This is a genomic window from Pseudomonas sp. V98_8 (assembly GCF_029967975.1).
In the GTDB taxonomy this organism is placed as follows: Bacteria; Pseudomonadota; Gammaproteobacteria; order Pseudomonadales; family Pseudomonadaceae; genus Aquipseudomonas; species Aquipseudomonas umsongensis.
Window position 1 is genome coordinate 25,508 of sequence record NZ_JASCAE010000055.1, and the last position, 17,670, is coordinate 43,177.

The 17,670-nt window shown below is 60.9% G+C and carries 15 protein-coding genes and 1 pseudogene; 12 read left to right on the forward strand and 4 right to left on the reverse strand.

Translation table 11 applies throughout. The features are described 5' to 3' along the window. Positions 1-54 precede the first annotated feature (54 nt). Positions 55-1,104, reverse strand: coding sequence for an ABC transporter substrate-binding protein (locus tag QLG10_RS18965; protein WP_248677631.1), 1,050 nt, complete (start codon positions 1,102-1,104; stop codon positions 55-57). Positions 1,105-1,343: 239 nt separating this feature from the next. Here QLG10_RS18965 and QLG10_RS18970 point away from each other — a divergent pair, with 239 nt between their 5' ends. After that, positions 1,344-3,305, forward strand: coding sequence for an FAD-dependent oxidoreductase (locus QLG10_RS18970; protein WP_282487831.1), 1,962 nt, complete (start codon positions 1,344-1,346; stop codon positions 3,303-3,305). Between the two features lie 151 nt (positions 3,306-3,456). Next, the gene (locus QLG10_RS18975) at positions 3,457-4,038 is read left to right on the forward strand and encodes a cupin domain-containing protein (RefSeq protein ID WP_110747300.1); all 582 of its coding nucleotides are present in this window, start codon (positions 3,457-3,459) and stop codon (positions 4,036-4,038) included. Here QLG10_RS18975 and QLG10_RS18980 read toward each other — a convergent pair. Then, positions 4,035-4,967 carry a helix-turn-helix domain-containing protein gene (locus QLG10_RS18980; RefSeq protein WP_188263936.1) on the reverse strand — a complete coding sequence of 311 codons (933 nt, stop codon included), beginning with the start codon at positions 4,965-4,967 and terminating at the stop codon, positions 4,035-4,037. The two genes, QLG10_RS18975 and QLG10_RS18980, sit on opposite strands and share 4 nt — an antisense overlap. Before the next feature lie 162 nt (positions 4,968-5,129). Here QLG10_RS18980 and QLG10_RS18985 point away from each other — a divergent pair, with 162 nt between their 5' ends. From QLG10_RS18985 to QLG10_RS18995, 3 genes are all read left to right on the forward strand, one after another. Then, complete coding sequence (locus tag QLG10_RS18985) at positions 5,130-6,488, forward strand: glutamine synthetase family protein (protein ID WP_033045488.1); 1,359 nt, start codon at positions 5,130-5,132, stop codon at positions 6,486-6,488. 156 nt (positions 6,489-6,644) lie between these two features. Continuing rightward, positions 6,645-7,733 carry a polyamine ABC transporter substrate-binding protein gene (locus tag QLG10_RS18990; protein ID WP_188263937.1) on the forward strand — a complete coding sequence of 363 codons (1,089 nt, stop codon included), beginning with the start codon at positions 6,645-6,647 and terminating at the stop codon, positions 7,731-7,733. After that, positions 7,730-9,031, forward strand: coding sequence for an FAD-binding oxidoreductase (locus QLG10_RS18995; RefSeq protein WP_110747308.1), 1,302 nt, complete (start codon positions 7,730-7,732; stop codon positions 9,029-9,031). The genes QLG10_RS18990 and QLG10_RS18995 overlap by 4 nt, the downstream gene beginning before the upstream one ends. Before the next feature lie 32 nt (positions 9,032-9,063). Here the strand turns inward: QLG10_RS18995 and QLG10_RS19000 are convergent. Next, a pseudogene (locus tag QLG10_RS19000) lies at positions 9,064-9,150 on the reverse strand (outer membrane lipoprotein carrier protein LolA); the annotation flags it as partial. Positions 9,151-9,298: 148 nt separating this feature from the next. Between QLG10_RS19000 and QLG10_RS19005 the strand changes: the two are divergent. The 7 genes from QLG10_RS19005 (at position 9,299) to QLG10_RS19035 (ending at position 16,653) form a co-directional block, all read left to right on the forward strand. After that, positions 9,299-9,895 (forward strand): paraquat-inducible protein A, encoded by a 597-nt coding sequence (locus QLG10_RS19005; protein ID WP_110747312.1) that lies wholly within the window; start codon positions 9,299-9,301, stop codon positions 9,893-9,895. After that, entirely contained in the window at positions 9,892-10,548 is a 657-nt protein-coding gene (locus QLG10_RS19010; RefSeq protein ID WP_110747315.1) for a paraquat-inducible protein A, read from the forward strand. Before QLG10_RS19005 ends, QLG10_RS19010 begins: the two co-directional genes overlap by 4 nt. Then, positions 10,529-12,205, forward strand: a complete 1,677-nt coding sequence (locus QLG10_RS19015) for an MlaD family protein (protein WP_110747318.1) — start codon at positions 10,529-10,531, stop codon at positions 12,203-12,205. Before QLG10_RS19010 ends, QLG10_RS19015 begins: the two co-directional genes overlap by 20 nt. Positions 12,206-12,222: 17 nt before the next feature. After that, positions 12,223-12,789, forward strand: a complete 567-nt coding sequence (locus tag QLG10_RS19020; protein ID WP_110747321.1) for a PqiC family protein — start codon at positions 12,223-12,225, stop codon at positions 12,787-12,789. A 181-nt stretch (positions 12,790-12,970) separates the two neighbouring features. Further along, positions 12,971-13,984, forward strand: coding sequence for an iron ABC transporter substrate-binding protein (locus QLG10_RS19025; protein ID WP_110747324.1), 1,014 nt, complete (start codon positions 12,971-12,973; stop codon positions 13,982-13,984). Between the two features lie 3 nt (positions 13,985-13,987). Further along, entirely contained in the window at positions 13,988-15,586 is a 1,599-nt protein-coding gene (locus QLG10_RS19030) for an iron ABC transporter permease (RefSeq protein WP_110747841.1), read from the forward strand. Beyond that, entirely contained in the window at positions 15,583-16,653 is a 1,071-nt protein-coding gene (locus QLG10_RS19035; protein ID WP_110747327.1) for an ABC transporter ATP-binding protein, read from the forward strand. The genes QLG10_RS19030 and QLG10_RS19035 overlap by 4 nt, the downstream gene beginning before the upstream one ends. A 10-nt stretch (positions 16,654-16,663) precedes the next feature. On the opposite strand, the gene QLG10_RS19040 is transcribed toward QLG10_RS19035, so the two are convergent. Beyond that, a complete protein-coding gene (locus QLG10_RS19040) occupies positions 16,664-17,509 on the reverse strand; it encodes a tyrosine-type recombinase/integrase (RefSeq protein ID WP_223194071.1) in 846 nt (281 codons plus the stop codon). Between the last annotated feature and the right edge of the window lie 161 nt (positions 17,510-17,670).

Here is a 17,670-nt window from a genome sequence, read left to right on the forward strand (position 1 = left end):
GGTTGGGCAGACAGTACGGCTGGACGCTTCGACAGGTCCAGCCATCCCCTGTACTTATTTGCTGGCCCAGGCGTTGAAACGTTCTTCCAGTTCTTCGCCATGGTCGACCCAGAAGCCGACATTCATCGACAACGCGCCCTTGAGGTTCTGCGGCGCCGTGGGCACCCATTGCGCCAGTTTGTCATCGAGGCGCGCGGCGGCCTGGATATTGGTCGGACCGTAGGGGATTTGCTCGACGTATTTCACCTGTGCATCCGGCTGGTTGGCAAAGGCAATGAAGCGCTTGGCCTGGTCGACGTGCCTGGAGCCCTTGATGATTGCCCAGTAGTCCATGCCATACAGGCTGCCGGGCCAGACCAGGCCCAGGTGGCTGCCTTTCTGCGCGGCGTCGGCGATGCGCCCACTGTAGGTCGAGGTCATCACCACGTCGCCAGCGGTCAGCCATTGCGGCGGTTGCGCCCCGGCTTCCCACCACTGGATGTAAGGCTTTAGCTCAGTGAGCTTGGCGAATGCCCGGTCCACGCCTTGCGGGGTACCGAGCACCTTGTAGACGTCTTCGGTTTTCACGCCGTCCGCCAGCAGGGCGAACTCCAGGTTGTACACCGCACGCTTGCGCAGCCCGCGCTTGCCGGGGATTTTCTGTACGTCCCAGAAATCTGCCCATGACGTCGGGGCCTGGGCCAGTTTGTCGCGATCGTAGGCAATCGCCACGCTCCACACCAACGCGGCGGACCCGCACTCTTGCGCCGCCTCGGGGATCAACTCTTCGCTGCGACCCAGGCGAGTCCAGTCCAGTCGCTCATACATGCCCTCTTCGCAGCCACGCATCAGGTCCGGACCTTCGATCTGCACCACGTCCCAGTCGACGTTGCCGGTGTCGACCATCACTTTGATCCTGGCCATTTCACCGTTGTATTCGCTCTGGATCACCTTGCTTTGATCCACGGCGGCAAAAGGCTGGAAGAACGCCACGTCCTGGGCTTTTTGACCGGCGCCGCCATAACCGACCACCACCATCTCCGATGCTGCCTGTGCGCTGCCAAGGCCCATCGCCAGGGTCAGCGCCAAGGGATAAAAACCGTGCTTGAGCGTATTCGATTTCATCAGTGGTTCCTCGTGCAGGTGCCAGGCGCCCAAGGTCGGCATGGCCCTTTTTTATTGTTGGTGAGGTTCGCCCCAGGAGCGGGCTCGACACGAAGCTAATCAAGGCCAAGTAAAAAAACAAGTTGATTTTTTACTGCAGGTAAATTTTTATAGACCAACAAAAACAACGAGAATCTGCTGCCTCTGTAGGAGCGAGCATGCTCGCTCCTACAGGTCAGCCCGCCCGGAGTATGCGCACCATGTCGAGCCCGACCCCAGCTTTTGCTCACCTGTTCGAACCCTTGCAGATCCGTGGCAAGCGCCTGAAAAATCGCATCATGTCCAGCGGTCACGACACCTCCATGCCCACTGACAACCTGGTCAACGAGCAGCTGATTGCCTATCACCGGGCACGTGCCGAAGGCGGCGTCGGGCTGATCGTGCTGCAGGTGGCCGGGGTGCATGACAGTGCGCGGTACACCTCCCACGTTCTGATGGCCACCGACGATGAATGCATCGAGGGCTACCGCAAGCTGGCGCAAACCTGCCACGCCCACGGCACGGTGGTGTTGTCGCAGGTGTTCCACCCGGGACGGGAAATCATGGAATCCAGCGACGGCCTGCTGACCGTGGCTTACTCGGCATCGGCGGTGCCGAACGAGCGTTTCCGGGTCATGCCACGGGCGCTGGACCAGGCAATGATCGACGAGATTGTCGACGGTTACGCGGCGGCGGCCCGACGCCTGCACCAGGCCGGCATCGACGGCGTGGAAGTGGTCGCCAGTCACGGTTACCTGCCGGCGCAGTTCATCAATCCGCGCGTCAACCGGCGCACCGACGGCTACAACGGCGAGCTGGAGCAGCGCCTGCGTTTCCTGCGTGAAGTCATCGCTGCGATTCGGGCTGCGACCGATGAGCACTTCATCATCGGCCTGCGCATCTCTGCCGATGAACGCGACCCCGAGGGGCTGACCGAAGACGAGTCCCTGGCTGCCGTGCAATCGCTGCAACCTCAGCTGGACTACGTTCACATTGTCGCCGGCACCTCGGCATCGCTCGGGGGGGCCGTGCACATCGTGCCGCCGATGGCGATCGAAGCGGCCTACCTGGCCAAGGAGGCTGGGACCTTCAAGGCTGGCTTGAGCATTCCTTTGTTCGTCACCGGACGCATCAACCAGCCCCAGGAAGCCGAGCTGATTCTGGCGCGCGGCCAGGCCGACGTGTGCGGCATGACCCGGGCGTTGATCTGCGATCCGCAAATGCCCAACAAGACCGTCGACGGCCGCGTGGAAGATGTGCGCGCGTGCATTGCCTGCAATCAGGCGTGCATCGGGCACTTCCACAAGGGCTTGCCGATTTCCTGCATCCAGCACCCGGAAACCGGTCGTGAATTGATATTTGGCCAGCGTCAAGCGACTGTAAAACGCAAACGCATCATGGTCGTCGGCGGTGGGCCGGCCGGGATGAAAGCCGCTGCAGTGGCTGCCCAGCGCGGGCATGAGGTGACCCTGTACGAAGCCAGCGCGCAACTGGGCGGCCAGGTGTTGCTCGCGCAACTTCTGCCAAGGCGTAGTGAATTCGGGGGTGCCAGCACCAACCTGCAGCGGGAAATGCAATTGGCCGGGGTGCGTGTGGTGCGCAATACCCAGGTCGACCGCGCTCTGGTGGAGCAGGAAAAGCCGGACATGGTGATCGTCGCCACGGGTGCCGAACCCTATTGGCCGCCCTTCGAGCGCGGTGGCGAACTGCAGGTGGTGGATGCCTGGCAAGTGCTGCGTGAGGAGGTAAAAATCGGCCGTTCGGTGGTGGTGGTCGATTGGCGCTGCGACTGGATCGGCCCCGGTATCGCCGAGCGCCTGACCCGTGCCGGACATCAAGTGCAACTGGCGGTCAACGGCACCCATTGCGGGGAAAACCTGCCGCTGTACGTGCGCGATCAATTGGCTGGCGAGCTGCACAAGCTCGCCATTCCCGTCATCCCTTACGCCCGGTTGTACGGTTGTGACGACAACACGGTCTACCTGCAACACACCGCCAGCGGCGAACCGATGCTGATGGAGAACGTCGATACGCTGGTGCTTTGCCAGGGCCATCAGCCGGTGGATACCTTGGGCGCGCAACTGCAAGGCCTGGTGGAATTTCGGCGTATCGGCGACTGCCTGGCGCCGCGTACCGCCGAAGAAGCGATTTATGAGGGACTTAAAGTCGCGTGGGAGCTTTAAGCCTGTTTATACTCCGGGGCTTTAGCGCCAACCTTTGTAGGAGCTGCCGTAGGCTGCGATCTTTTGACCTGCTTTCAAAATACAAGATCAAAAGATCGCAGCCTGCGGCAGCTCCTACAGTGGGCCGTAGCTTACCGGTTTGGAACTCAGTATGAGCAATGACAGCAAGACCCAGGCCGAACCGCATTTTCTCGGCACGCGGATTCGCGGCCTGCGTAAACGCCGGGGCATGACCCTGGCGGAACTGGCGCAACAGAGCGAGCTGACCGCTGGCTACATCAGCCAACTGGAACGCAATCTCGCCTATCCCTCGATCCCGGCGCTGTTCAACATTGCCCGCAGTCTCGGCGTGACCATCCAATGGTTTTTCGCCAGCGAGGCGGTCACCGATCCTGAAGACGACGGCATTGTCGTGCGCAAGCACAGCCGCCTGAATGTCCATTACGAAGACGGCATCGTCGACCAGTTGCTGACCCCGCAAGCCAACCGTCAGCTGGAAATGCTCCACTCGCGTTTCCCGCCCGGCACCTACAGCCAGCAAAGCTACAGCCACGACGGCGAAGAAGCCGGCTATCTGCTGTCAGGCAGCTTTGAGTTGTGGGTCGGCGAGCGCCACTTTCAACTCAATGAAGGTGACAGCTTCAGTTTCTCCAGCCAGGAACCGCATCGTTATGGCAATCCCGGCGTCGTGGATGCCGTGGTGATCTGGGTGATTACCCCGCCGACTTTCTAGCGCCGGCCACGCCCGACGGCCTGGACCACGCTTGCACGCTTGAGGGTGTCACTCGGCAGTTCCTTGAACAACGCGCGATAGCTGCTGGAAAACCGCCCCAGGTGCCAGAACGACCAGTGCATCGCCACTTCGGCCACGGTGGTTTGTGCCGGCGTGCGGCTGAGCAGTTCGCGGCGGGCGCTGTTCAGACGGCGCAGGCGCAGCCATTGGGTCGGCGCCATGCCGGTGAAGGTCTTGAAGGCGTGCTGCAACTGGCGCAGCGAAACCCCCGCGACCTTGGACAAAGCCAGCAGGTCGAGGTGTTCCTCGGGGCTATCCGCCGCCCATTCCCCTACCCGCTTCATGATCGCCCGCTCCCCTGCCCGGCGCTGCAATGCACCCGGATCGAGGCAGGTACAGGCGTTGTCGAGTATGAACAGGCAATCCTCCAGCAGCTGCTGGGTCAAGGCTTCTCGGCTTGGCGGGTCGTAGGTCTGCGACAGCTGGGTCAGGGTTGCGCTGAGCCAACGACTGAACAATGCATTTTGCTGCGAATTGAGCGGCGCCATGAACAACCCCTCCAGCCGCGCGACATCCAGGGCGTGACGCTGGACAAACTCGGGCCCGAACACCACGGCGATTTCCTGGTAGTTCTCCGGGGTGATCCAGATGTTGCGGCTTTCGCCGTTCAACACGTACAGCGCGTTGTCGCTACGGTCGAAACAAAACGCCAGCGCGCCTTGTGGCGCGCTGAAATTCTGCTCGACCCGGGTGTTCATGTGCTCTTCGTAAATCTCTACGCCCTGTAGATCCAGATAGCGCACCCTGCCGGCAAAATGCCCCGGCGACATCTGTTGGTAATGCTGGACCCAGCCCGGTGTGGCTCGGATTTGCTCGGCGATATCACAGGTATTGAACGCTTGAACGTGTAGTGAATTGCAGACTGTCATTGGGCGACCTTACGCACTCTTTTGGTGCGCTTTGACCTGCTTAAAGTGGATAGATGGAACCGCAAGGCTCGCCCAAGATAGACGTCAACGCGCTACAGGGGAAGTGTCCGGCGGATGAAACCGGCCTCTCCTGGCGTTAATAAAACCAATAACGAGGTCTTTATGAATGTCCCTTTCGATCAGCTGTTCACTTGGCTGAAAGATCACAAGATTACCGAAGTCGAGTGCGTCGTCAGCGACCTGACCGGCATTGCACGCGGCAAAATCGCACCCACCAACAAGTTCCTGCATGAGCGAGGCATGCGCCTGCCGGAAAGTGTGCTGTTGCAAACGGTAACCGGGGACTTTGTCGACGACGACATCTACTACGACCTGCTTGACCCGGCGGATATCGACATGGTCTGCAAACCGGTATCCGATGCAGTGTATGTCGTGCCTTGGGCGATCGAGCCGACCGCCATCGTGATTCACGACACCTTCGACAAGTTCGGCAACCCGATCGAACTGTCGCCGCGCAACGTGCTCAAGAAAGTCCTGCAGCTGTACACCGATAAAGGCTGGCGGCCGATTGTCGCGCCGGAGATGGAGTTCTACCTGACCCAGCGTTGCGAAGATCCGGACTTGCCACTCAAGGCCCCGATGGGCCGCTCCGGGCGCGCCGAAAGCGGTCGCCAGTCGTTCTCCATCGACGCCGCCAACGAATTCGACCCACTGTTCGAAGACGTCTACGACTGGTGCGAACTCCAGGGCCTGGACCTCGACACACTGATCCACGAAGACGGCCCGGCGCAGATGGAAATCAACTTCCGCCACGGCGACGCCCTGGACCTGGCCGACCAGATCACGGTGTTCAAGCGCACCATGCGCGAGGCGGCACTCAAGCACAATGTCGCGGCGACGTTCATGGCCAAGCCGGTCGGCGATGAGCCGGGCAGCGCCATGCATATCCACCAGAGCGTGGTGGACATTGCCACCGGCCAGCCAATCTTCGCCGACGCCGACGGCAACATGAGCGAGTTGTTCCTGCACCACATCGGTGGCTTGCAGAAGTACATCCCCAAAGTCCTGCCGATGTTCGCGCCGAACGTCAACTCGTTCCGCCGCTTCCTGCCGGACACTTCGGCACCGGTGAACGTCGAATGGGGCGAAGAAAACCGCACCGTCGGCCTGCGCGTACCGACCTCGAGCCCCGACGCCATGCGTGTGGAAAACCGCTTGCCCGGGGCCGATGCCAACCCTTACCTGGCCATCGCCGCCAGCCTGCTGTGCGGTTTCCTGGGCATGGTCGAGCGCATTGAACCGAGCGCCGCGGTGCAGGGCCGGGCCTATGAGCGGCGCAACCTGCGCCTGCCGATCACCATCGAAGACGCGCTGACGCAGATGGAAGAATGCGCCACCGTCAGCCGTTACCTGGGCGACAAGTTCGTGCGTGGCTACGTCGCGGTCAAGCGCGCCGAGCATGAGAACTTCAAGCGCGTGATCAGCTCTTGGGAGCGCGAGTTCCTGTTGCTGAGCGTCTAACCCTCCCCTGAATGATCGTTCCCATGCTCCGCGTGGGAATGCAGCCTGGGACGCTCTGCGTCCCATTGGAACGCAGAGCGTCCCTTGAGGCATTCCCACGCAGAGCGTGGGAACGATCATCACCTGAAAAAACCAATAATTCCAAGAGGTGTCGATATGCGTCTATTGAAATCCATGGTTCCGCTCGCGCTGACTGTCCTGTTCAGCGCCGTCGCCCAGGCTCAGCCTCAGGTCAGTGTCTATAACTGGACCGACTACATCGGCGAGACCACCCTCGCCGACTTCCAGGCAAAAACCTCGATCAAAGTGATCTACGACGTTTTCGACTCCAATGAAACCCTGGAAGGCAAGTTGCTCGCCGGGCGTACCGGGTACGACGTGGTCGTGCCCTCCAACCACTTCCTCGCCCGTCAGGTAAAGGCCGGCGCGTTCCTCAAGCTGGACCGCGAGCAACTGCCGAACTTCAAGAACCTGGACCCGAAGCTGCTGGCCTTGCTGGAGAAAAACGATCCGGGCAACGCGCACTCGATGCCGTACCTGTGGGGCACCAACGGCATCGGCTACAACGTTGACAAGGTCAAGCAGGTGCTGGGCATCGACCACATCGATTCCTGGGCCGTGCTGTTCGAGCCGGAAAACATCAAGAAGCTCAGCCAGTGCGGCGTATCGATGATGGACTCGGCCGATGAAGTGTTCCCCGCAGTCCTCAACTACATGGGCATGGACCCGCGCAGCGAGAACCCCGAAGACTTCAAGAAAGCCGAAGCCAAACTGCTGGGCATCCGTCCGTACATCACCTATTTCCATTCCTCCAAGTACGTCTCGGACCTGGCCAATGGCGACATCTGCGTGGCATTCGGTTACTCCGGCGATGTGTTCCAGGCCGCCAACCGGGCCAAGGAAGCCAATAACGGCGTGAACATCGCCTACGCCATTCCCAAGGAAGGCAGCAACCTGTGGTTCGACCTGCTGGCCATTCCCGCCGACGCCAGCAACCCTAAAGAGGCACACGCGTTCATCAATAACCTGCTCGATCCGCAAGTGATCGCCAAGGTCAGTGCCTCGGTCGGCTATGCCAACCCCAATCCGGCGGCAAAGCAGTACATGGACCCTGAATTGGTGAACAACCCCGAGGTTTACCCGCCGCAGGAAGTGCTCGACAAGCTCTATATCTCCACCACCCCGCCGCAGTCGATCATGCGCCTGATGACCCGTTCGTGGAGCAAAGTGAAGTCCAACCAATGAACCAGTACACACAGGAACATGCTCGCTCGTATTACGCCGCGTCGGCCCATGGCATGGCGCAATTTCCCGGGTTGACAGCGGACCTTGAGGCCGATGTCTGCGTGATTGGCGGTGGTTTCACCGGCATCAACACGGCCATCGAACTGGCCCAGCGCGGGCTCTCGGTGATCCTGCTGGAAGGCCGGCGGATCGGCTGGGGTGCCAGCGGGCGCAACGGCGGACAACTGATACGCGGCATTGGTCATGACGTCAGTGGTTTCGCCAGGCATATCGGGGCCGAAGGCGTGCGCTATCTGGAGCGCGCCGGTATCGAATCGGTCGAGCTGGTGGGCCGGCGAATCCGCGAACACGGCATCGATTGTGACCTGCGCTGGGGCTTTTGCGAATTGGCTAACACCCCGGCGCAGTTTGCCGGACTTACATCTGAATACGCAGCGCTCAAGGAATCGGGGTACGCCCACGAAACTCGCCTGGTCGAGCCCGGACAGATTCGCACGCACGTGGTCAATTCAGGCGTATATGCCGGTGGTCTGGTCGACATGGGGTCCGGTCACCTGCACCCCTTGAACCTGGTCCTGGGCGAAGCGCGGCTTGCGTCATCCCTTGGCGTGCAGATCTTCGAGCAGAGTCCGGTGCTGGAGTTGATCCACGGTGACACCGTAAAGGTTCGTTGTGCGGGCGGCACGGTTCGCGCGGGAAGCCTGGTGCTCGCCTGTAACGCCCACCTGGAAGAACTCGAACCGAAACTCAGCGGCAAGGTGCTCCCGGCCGGCAGCTACATCATTGCCACCGAACCCTTGTCGGCCGAGGTTGCCGCGCAGCTGATCCCGCATAACCTGGCGCTGTGCGACCAGAAAGTCGGCCTGGACTATTACCGGCTCTCGGCAGACCGGCGCCTGTTGTTCGGCGGTGCCTGCCATTATTCCGGGCGCGATCCACGGGACATCACGGCCTACATGCGCCCACAAATGCTCAAGGTCTTCCCGCAGTTGGCGAATGTGCGCATAGACTATCAATGGGGCGGAAAGATCGGCATCACGGCCAATCGATTCCCCCAGGTCGGGCGCCTGCGCCAGCACCCGAACGTGTTCTACGCCCAGGGTTACTCAGGCCATGGCCTCAACGTGACCCACTGGTGCGCAAAACTGCTGGGCGAAGCGATCCAGGCCGGACACAGCAAAGGCTTCGATGTGTTCAGCGCCGTTCCGCACATGACCTTCCCGGGCGGCCGCGCCCTGCGCTCGCCGCTGCTGGCGCTCGGCATGCTGTGGTACCGGATGCGCGAAGTGCTCGGTTAACCCCTGTGCCCCTTGCGGCACCCGGCGGTCTCTGTAGGAGCGAGCATGCTCGCGAAAAACCTGAGAGCACCGCGGGGTGCCAGGCTCCCCTCGTCATCGTTGACGACCATCGCCAGCATGCTCGCTCCTACAGTAAATCGGGTGCATCTGGTCGACTGCCAGGCCCATGCGCCAACCCCATAACCTTTATTTCGATTTGCTCAATCGCGAGTCACTTCTATATTGAGGGGGTGCTCTGAACTTCGTGCCTCCTGTTGAGCCTGGCCCATGGCAACTACTGATCAACTGATCATCTGCGAGCACTGCGACTGCGTGTATCAAAAAGTCACACTCGCCAAACATCAGAAAACCCTGTGTACGCGCTGCGGCGGTGTACTTCAGCGCTATAACGGCCTGACCGTGGAGCAGCGCCTGGCATTGACCTTCACGGCATTGGTGCTGTGGATTTTCGCCAACTTCTATCCGGTCATGAGCATCAGCCTCAAAGGCTTGAAAAACAGCGCGACCCTTTGGGATTCGGTACTGGCGCTGAGCCTTGGGCCGATCACGTTCATTGCGTTGGTGGCGGCAATCGCCATGATCATCGCGCCGATTTTCCAGTTGCTGCTGCTGATCTGGGTGCTGAGCTACGCCCTCACCTCGCGGCGCGCCCCCGGCTTCAGGTTTTGCATGCGCTGGCTGGAAACCCTCAGGCCGTGGAGCATGCTGGAAGTCTGCCTGCTGGGAGCAATGGTCGCCGTGATCAAGCTCGCCGGGTTACTGGATGTGCTGCCCGGCATCGGTCTGTTCGCCTTGGCTATCCTCAGCCTGATGATGATCCGCATTGCCGGCCGCGATATCCGTGAACTGTGGGACATCGTATGACAACACCTCCTGTCGCCAGCGATCTCAACCTGTGCCTTTGCCACAGCTGCGGCCTGGCCTGTGACATGACGTTCGAACCCCATGAATGCGAGCGCTGTGGCGCCCCCCTGCATCGACGTAAAACCAACTCGTTGACCCGGACCTGGGCGTATATGTTCACCGCCCTGGTGTTTTACATCCCGGCCAATCTGTTGCCGGTGATGAACACCAAGATGGTCGGCAATGGCGCCGACAGCACGATCATGAGCGGCGTGATCGAGTTCTGGCAGCACGGCGCCTGGGACATTGCCCTGATCATCTTCATCGCCAGCATCGCGGTGCCAGGCGTCAAGTTCGTCGCACTGACGCTGCTGCTGGTGACCGTTCAGCGCGATAGCCAGTGGGCACTGCGCGAGCGCTCGCAGATGTACCGTTTTGTCGAGCTCATCGGTTATTGGTCGATGCTTGACGTCATCGTGGTGGCCCTGGTGGCCTCCCTGGTCAAGTTCCAGGCCCTGGCCGATATCGAACCGCGGCCGGGGATTTTGTTCTTTGGCCTGGTGGTGGTGTTCACCATGCTCTCCGCGATGAGTTTCGATCCGCGACTGATCTGGGATAAAGAGCGGCAAAAACCATTAAATGAGGAGGTCACGGATGAAGTCACAAGCCACTGACGGGCCGCTGGTCCCGGGGCAAGCTCCGATCAAGACCCGCCGCTTCAGCTTTTCGCTCGTGTGGATCGTACCGATCGTTGCGGTGCTGGTAGGGATATCGCTGGTGGTTCACAGCATCTTGCAGGAGGGGCCGACCATCACGGTCAAGTTCAAGACCGGTGACGGCCTGACCGCCAACAAGACCGAAGTCAAATACCGCAACGTGGTGATCGGCCATGTCTCGGACGTGGAACTGGCCAACGACCAGAAGAGCGTGAATGCCACCATCAAACTGGCCAAACAGGCCGAAAGCTTTACCCGCAAAGACTCGCAGTTTTGGGTGGTCAGGCCGCGGATCGGCGCTGGCGGGGTGTCGGGTATCGATACGCTGTTGTCCGGGGACTACATCGGCGCCGATATCGGCCAGGACAATGCACGCGCCAAGAACTTCAAAGGTCTGGAAAACCCGCCAGCCATCACCTATGGCGAGCCGGGCAAGCGTTTCACCCTGCACACCCAGGACCTGGGGTCACTGGATATTGGCTCGCCGGTCTACTACCGCAAGATTCCGGTCGGCCAGGTCGTGGCCTACGCCCTGGATCCCGATGGCAAAGGGGTGAACATCGAACTATTCATCCACGCCCCCAATGATCAGTACGTCACTGAGAACACCCGATTCTGGAACGCCAGCGGTGTGGACGTGAGCGTCGGTGCCAACGGTTTTGCGGTCAAGACCGAGTCCCTGTCTTCCTTGCTGGTGGGTGGGATTGCGTTCCGTGCGCCGGAATACAGCCCCGACGACAAACCGGCCCCGGAAGAATATGCCTACGAACTGTTCGAGGACCAGCAAACAGCCCTCGCCCCGCCCTACGGCAAGGCGCAATACCTGAGTTTACGTTTCGATCAGGCGCTGCGCGGGCTCAAGGTCGATGCACCGGTGGAATTCCTGGGTGTCGAATTCGGGCGAGTTGTCTCGATCAATCTGGATTTCGACGCGAAGAAACGCACGTTCCCGGTCAATGTCGGCATCGTGATTTATCCGCAGCGACTCGGCCAGGCCCACGCAAAAATGCTCAAGGCCTTGAATCATGACCCCAATGACGAAGCCGCGGGCGTCCGCCTGATGGGCTCTTTCGTCGAAAACGGCCTGCGTGCGCAGGCCCGTAGCGGCAATCTATTGACCGGCCAGCTATACATTGCACTCGATTTTTACCCCAAGGCGGAGAAAGTCGTTTTCGATCCCACCGCCCGCCCCGTTTCCATTCCAACGATTCCGGGCAGCCTCGAACAATTGCAGGAAAAGCTCGAGGCCATGGTCACCAAGATCAATCAACTGCCCATCGAACGGATCGCCGGCAATCTGGACAGCAACCTCATCGAATTGCGCAAGGGTTTGTCGCAATTCAATGCCAAGACTTTGCCTAGCGTACAAAGCACGCTGGGGGACGTGAGCAAGACCCTGCAATCGGCCAGCACCACCTTGCAATCGGCCAATTCGACGCTTGCCGATGACTCGCCGCAACGGGAAAAACTCGGCCAGACCCTGGACGAACTCGGACGCACCTCGCGCGCCTTGCGTGATCTGGCCGATTATCTGGGCCGGCATCCGGAATCGTTGATACGCGGCCGTCCAAACAATGCCGCGCCGATCGATATGCAAGGGCCGCCGAGCAAATGACCACAGGAGCAACATTCATGGCTTTTTCGCTGAAAATCACCTTGTTCGCCGCGTTGTCGTTGCTCGCCGCCTGCCGCAGCGATCCAATCCAGTTTCACACCCTGACCCCAGCCCAACTGACGAGTACTTCACGCAATGGCGCGCAAATCGAGATTGAATTGCTTAGCGTCCCGCCGCAGGTCGATCGCCCGCAGATTGTCGTACGCCAGGGCAATACCGGCATGGCGATCCTGGAAACCGACTGGTGGGGTGCCAGCCTGGTGGATGAGTTGCGCAGTGCCTTGCTCGACCAGATGATCAACAATAATCCGCAACGCAAGCTGTCGGTGCGCCTGGAGGTACAGCGCTTCGATTCGATTCCTGGCCAGTATGGATTGCTCGACGTGAGATGGCGCCTGCGCAGCAGCAATGGCCATGAGGACGTCATCGGCAATTGCCGCAGCACCCTGCAGACGCCATCAGGCCCCTCGATCGAGGAGCTGGTAGCCGCGCAGCAGAACAACGTCAGGCGCCTGGCCGCGCTGATCAGCCAGGCAGCGGCTGGCACGCAAAAAGGTTGTCCCTCCACAAATGCCAACCAATGATGCAATCCCCTCGCCACAAAGGTTCGCCCACAGGATTTGACGATTTTTTCTCATTTGGGGCTTTACATTAGCGCGCCTTGAATCTGCAAATGATTCGTATTGATCTAGAATAATTGACGTCGTTCTTTTTCTCGATTGAATCAGTTTGCACGACCCAAAAAAAAACAGGAGCCGGCGCCGCATGAAGTCCCCTATCCCTTCGTTCCTCAAAAAGGCCCTGCTGGCCACCGCTTTGCTGAGCGTTGGTCACGCGTACGCCGCCGATACCGCTGGTATCGTGGTCTACAACGCACAGCATGAAAGCCTGACCAAATCCTGGGTCGAAGGTTTTACGCAGCAAACCGGTATTCCGGTGACCTTGCGCAACGGCGATGATACCGAAATGGGCAACCAGATCGTGCAGGAAGGCGCCGACTCGCCGGCCGATGTATTCCTCACCGAGAACTCCCCGGCGATGGTGCTGGTCGACAACGCCGGTTTGTTCGCGCCCGTGGACAAAACCACCCTGGAGCAGGTCGATTCAGCCTACCGCCCGGCCCACGGCAAATGGCTGGGCATCGCTGCACGTTCCACGGTGTTCGTCTACAACCCGAGCAAATTGCCGCAAGACCAGTTGCCCAAATCGATCATGGACCTTGCCGCGCCGAACTGGAAAGGCCGCTGGGGCGCATCCCCGGGTGGCGCCGACTTCCAGGCGATCGTTGCCGCCATGCTCGAACAAAAAGGCGAAGCCGCCACCCTGGAGTGGCTCAAGGCGATGAAAACCAACTTCAGCGCGTACCGGGGCAACAGTTCGGTGCTCAAGGCGGTGAATGCCGGGCAGATCGACAGCGGCGTGATCTACCACTATTACAGCTTCGTCGATCAGGCCAAGACCGGCGAGAACAGCAAGAACACTGCCTTGCACTACTTCAAACACAAGGACCCGGGCGCGTTTGTCAGCATTTCCGGAGGTGGCGTCCTGGCCTCCAGCAAACACAAGGAACAAGCCCAGGCGTTCCTCAAGTGGATCACTGGCAAGGATGGCCAGGCCATCCTCAAGGACGGCAAGTCGTTTGAATATGCCGTGGGCAAGAACGCCGAATCCAACCCTAAACTGGTGCCTTTGCAGCAGCTCGACGCGCCGTCCGTGGACGCCTCGAAACTCGACAGTAAAAAAGCCGTGGAGCTGATGACTCAGGCAGGACTGCTCTAATTGATGCCTGAAATCCTGCCGGTGGGTACCGCCCAAGCGCTACCCGCCAATTTACGTAGACGGTCACGCGGCGTGTTCGCGAGCCGCGGTGGCGCGTGGGTGGTCGGGTTGTCGGTGCTGGTGTCGTTACTGGCACTGCTGCCGATTGCCTACGTCATCGGCGTGTCCCTGCAAACCGGCTGGTCCACGGTGGTGACCTTGGTGTTCCGCCCGCGGGTGGGCGAGTTGCTGACCAACACCGTGTTGCTGGTGGTGCTGACCATTCCCCTCTGCGTGGCGCTGGGTGTGGCACTGGCCTGGCTGACCGAACGCACGGATCTGCCGGGGCGGCGCTGGTGGTCGTTACTGGCCACGGCGCCCCTGGCGGTGCCAGCCTTTGTCCACAGCTATGCCTGGGTCAGCCTGGTGCCGCCGATCCACGGCTTGTTGGCCGGGGTGCTGGTGTCGGTCATTGCCTACTTCCCGTTTCTCTACCTGCCGATTGCGGCAACGCTGCGGCGCCTCGACCCGGCCATTGAAGATGTCGCCGAATCCCTTGGACTCAAGCCGTGGGCTGTATTTTTTCGCGTCGTGCTCCCGCAGTTGCGCCTGGCCATTTGCGGTGGCGCATTGCTGGTCGGCCTGCATCTGCTGGCCGAGTATGGCCTGTACGCGATGATCCGCTTCGACACGTTCACCACCGCGATCTTCGATCAGTTCAAGTCCACCTTCAACGGGCCTGCCGCCCACATGCTGGCCAGCGTGCTTGCCTTGTGTTGCCTGGTGATGCTGACCGTGGAATCCGCCGCTCGGGGCCATGCGCGCTACGCCCGCGTGGGCTCCGGTAGCGCCCGTGAGCAACGGGTGGTGCGCCTGAAAACCCCGGCCAGGGTGCTCGCATTGACCTTGCAGGGCGTCACATGTGCCCTGGCGCTGGGTGTGCCCCTGATCACCCTTGGCGGATGGTTGATCGCCGGCGGCGTGCAAGCCTGGGACCTGGATGAGCTCCTGCCGGCCCTGCAACAGACCCTGCTGCTGGGTGTCGCGGGCGCGGCCCTGACCACCTGCGCGGCCATTCCCATCGCCTGGCTGTCAATCCGCTATCCCGGACGGCTGCAACGGATACTGGAAAGCTGCAACTACATCACCAGCTCATTGCCGGGCATCGTCGTGGCGCTGGCCCTGGTGACCGTGACCATTCACTTTGCCCGGCCGATCTACCAGACCACCATCACCGTGCTCCTGGCTTATCTGCTGATGTTCTTGCCCCGGGCCCTGGTGAGCTTGCGCGCCGGCATCGCCCAGGCCCCCGTGGAACTGGAAAACATCGCCCGCAGCCTGGGCCGCTCCCCTGCCCGCGCGTTGTGGCTGATCACCCTGCGCCTGGCCGCTCCGGGGGCGGCCGCCGGCGCGGCGCTGGTGTTCCTGGCGATCACCAATGAACTGACCGCCACCCTGTTGCTCGCGCCGAACGGCACGCGGACCCTCGCTACCGGGTTCTGGGCCATGACCAGCGAAATCGACTATGTCGCGGCAGCGCCCTATGCCCTGCTGATGATCCTGTTGTCGCTGCCGCTGACCGGGCTCCTTTATCACCAATCGAAAAAAACGGCTGGCCGATGAACACTCTTGAACTGCATTCACTGAACAAGTCCTACGGCGCCCATAAAGCCCTGGATAACGTCAGCCTGTCGGTACCCAGCGGCAGCCGTACGGTCATTGTCGGCCCCTCGGGCTCGGGCAAGACCACCTTGCTGCGCATGATTGCCGGCTTCGAATTCCCTGACTCCGGCCGCTTGTCGCTCGATGGTCAAACCCTGGTCGACAGCACCCATGAAGTACCGGCACACCAGCGCCTGATTGGCTATGTCCCGCAGGACGGCGCTTTGTTTCCGCACATGACCGTGGCCGCCAACATCGGCTTCGGCTTGTCGATCAAAGGCCACCAAAAGCACGAGCGTGTCGCCCAGTTGATGGACAGCGTAGCCCTCGATTCTTCCATGGCCGCGCGCTGGCCCCACGAGTTGTCCGGCGGCCAGCAGCAGCGTGTTGCGCTGGCACGGGCACTGGCGCAGCGGCCGCGCCTGATGTTGCTGGACGAGCCGTTTTCGGCACTCGATACCGGTTTACGCGCGGTCATGCGCAAGATGGTCGCCCGCCTGCTTGAAGACGCAGGGATCACCACCATCCTGGTCACCCACGACCAGAGCGAAGCCTTGTCCTTCGCCGATCAACTGGCCGTGATGCGCCATGGCCGGCTGGTGCAGTCAGGCCATCCGCTGGACCTCTACCGCTACCCCGAAGACGAACAGACCGCGCTGTTCCTTGGCGACGCCGTGGTCATGCCGGCCCGGATCGAGGCGGGCTGGGCGCATTGCGACCTGGGCCGGATTCCGGTCAACAATCATCGCAACAACCACTCGGCGCAGATCATGCTCCGCCCCGAACAATTGCAACTGGCCAGCATCTTGCCCGACGACACCAGTGTCGCTGGCTGCCGGGCAAAGGTCATCGACCGCGACTTCAGCGGCAACACCTGCACCTTGACCGTGGAGTTGCAGCCTCGCGCCCCCGACCAGCCTATCGGCCGATCCTTGCTGGTGCGCAGCTCCGGCATGTATGCGCCGCCGGCGGGCAGCGCCGTCCAGGTCTCGACGATCGGCCACGCGCACGTGCTGAGCGAACCTTGAGCCAAGGCCGTCAAAGGTCGAAGCGATCTACCGCCCGACGCCGCTCGTTGTCGTCGCGCACATCGTAGTTGGCCGTGGTCTGGATATTGCTGTGATGCGCCAGCTTTTGCGCGATGGACAGATCGTGTTCTTCAATTACCCGGGTGATGAACGACCGGCGAAAATCATGCGGCATGATTTTCACCCCCACCTGCGTACCCCGCTGGCGCGCAATGTAGTAGATCGCGTGCTTGGTAATGCGCTCACGGGTGATGTGACTGCCACGCCGGATACGGTTGAACAGGAACGTATCGTCCTCTTCGCCTTCCTTTAGCATCGAGCGGCGCAGTTCCAGCCAGGCATCGAGCTTGGCGAAAGCCCACGCCGGGGCGTACTTGATCAACTGTTTGTTGCCCTTGGCCGTGACGCGCAGGCTGCGTTCATTGAAGTCGACCTGATTGAGGTCGAGGTTCACCGACTCCGATTTGCGCATGCCAGAACCGTACAGGATCGCAATGATGGCGGCGTCGCGCAGGCCTTGTGGCCGAGGATCGGCGGCGCAGACCTCCATCAATTCCTGGATCAATGAGCGCCGCAGGTTGCGCCCCTGGGACAGGCGCGTGCCGGCGATACCCTTGACCGAGCGCATTTTCAACAAGTGTTCCTGGCTGATCAGGCTCATGCGCCACGCTTCGTTCATCACTCCGCGCACCGCATTGACGTACAGCGACGACGTGTTGGGCGCATAACCGTCGGTGCGCAAGGTCGCGACCAGGGCGATGACGTCTTCAGGTTGCAGGTCGTGCCAGGCAATCTCCTCGACATTCATGTCTTCGAAGCCCAGGCGGTCGGCGGCGTCCTGCAAGACGTATCGCATGGTCAATTGGCTGGAGGGGGCCAGTCGGGCCAGATACAAGGTCAGGGGATTGGGTTTGGCGGCTTTTGGATCAGCAGCAGGTAAGTCAGTCAAACGAAACGGCCTTGAATAAAGAGGAAGCAGAAAAACGCTGTAAGACAGGGATGGCCGCTACGCTGCCG

Excerpts from the sequence above, each read along its gene's own strand:
- QLG10_RS18965 (WP_248677631.1), bottom strand. The coding sequence starts at position 1,104 with ATGAAATCGAATACGCTCAAGCACGGTTTTTATCCCTTGGCGCTGACC.
- QLG10_RS18970 (WP_282487831.1), top strand. The coding sequence starts at position 1,344 with ATGTCGAGCCCGACCCCAGCTTTTGCTCACCTGTTCGAACCCTTGCAG.
- QLG10_RS18975 (WP_110747300.1), top strand. The coding sequence starts at position 3,457 with ATGAGCAATGACAGCAAGACCCAGGCCGAACCGCATTTTCTCGGCACG.
- QLG10_RS18980 (WP_188263936.1), bottom strand. The coding sequence starts at position 4,967 with ATGACAGTCTGCAATTCACTACACGTTCAAGCGTTCAATACCTGTGAT.
- QLG10_RS18985 (WP_033045488.1), top strand. The coding sequence starts at position 5,130 with ATGAATGTCCCTTTCGATCAGCTGTTCACTTGGCTGAAAGATCACAAG.
- QLG10_RS18990 (WP_188263937.1), top strand. The coding sequence starts at position 6,645 with ATGCGTCTATTGAAATCCATGGTTCCGCTCGCGCTGACTGTCCTGTTC.
- QLG10_RS18995 (WP_110747308.1), top strand. The coding sequence starts at position 7,730 with ATGAACCAGTACACACAGGAACATGCTCGCTCGTATTACGCCGCGTCG.
- QLG10_RS19005 (WP_110747312.1), top strand. The coding sequence starts at position 9,299 with ATGGCAACTACTGATCAACTGATCATCTGCGAGCACTGCGACTGCGTG.
- QLG10_RS19010 (WP_110747315.1), top strand. The coding sequence starts at position 9,892 with ATGACAACACCTCCTGTCGCCAGCGATCTCAACCTGTGCCTTTGCCAC.
- QLG10_RS19015 (WP_110747318.1), top strand. The coding sequence starts at position 10,529 with ATGAAGTCACAAGCCACTGACGGGCCGCTGGTCCCGGGGCAAGCTCCG.
- QLG10_RS19020 (WP_110747321.1), top strand. The coding sequence starts at position 12,223 with ATGGCTTTTTCGCTGAAAATCACCTTGTTCGCCGCGTTGTCGTTGCTC.
- QLG10_RS19025 (WP_110747324.1), top strand. The coding sequence starts at position 12,971 with ATGAAGTCCCCTATCCCTTCGTTCCTCAAAAAGGCCCTGCTGGCCACC.
- QLG10_RS19030 (WP_110747841.1), top strand. The coding sequence starts at position 13,988 with ATGCCTGAAATCCTGCCGGTGGGTACCGCCCAAGCGCTACCCGCCAAT.
- QLG10_RS19035 (WP_110747327.1), top strand. The coding sequence starts at position 15,583 with ATGAACACTCTTGAACTGCATTCACTGAACAAGTCCTACGGCGCCCAT.
- QLG10_RS19040 (WP_223194071.1), bottom strand. The coding sequence starts at position 17,509 with ATGCGATACGTCTTGCAGGACGCCGCCGACCGCCTGGGCTTCGAAGAC.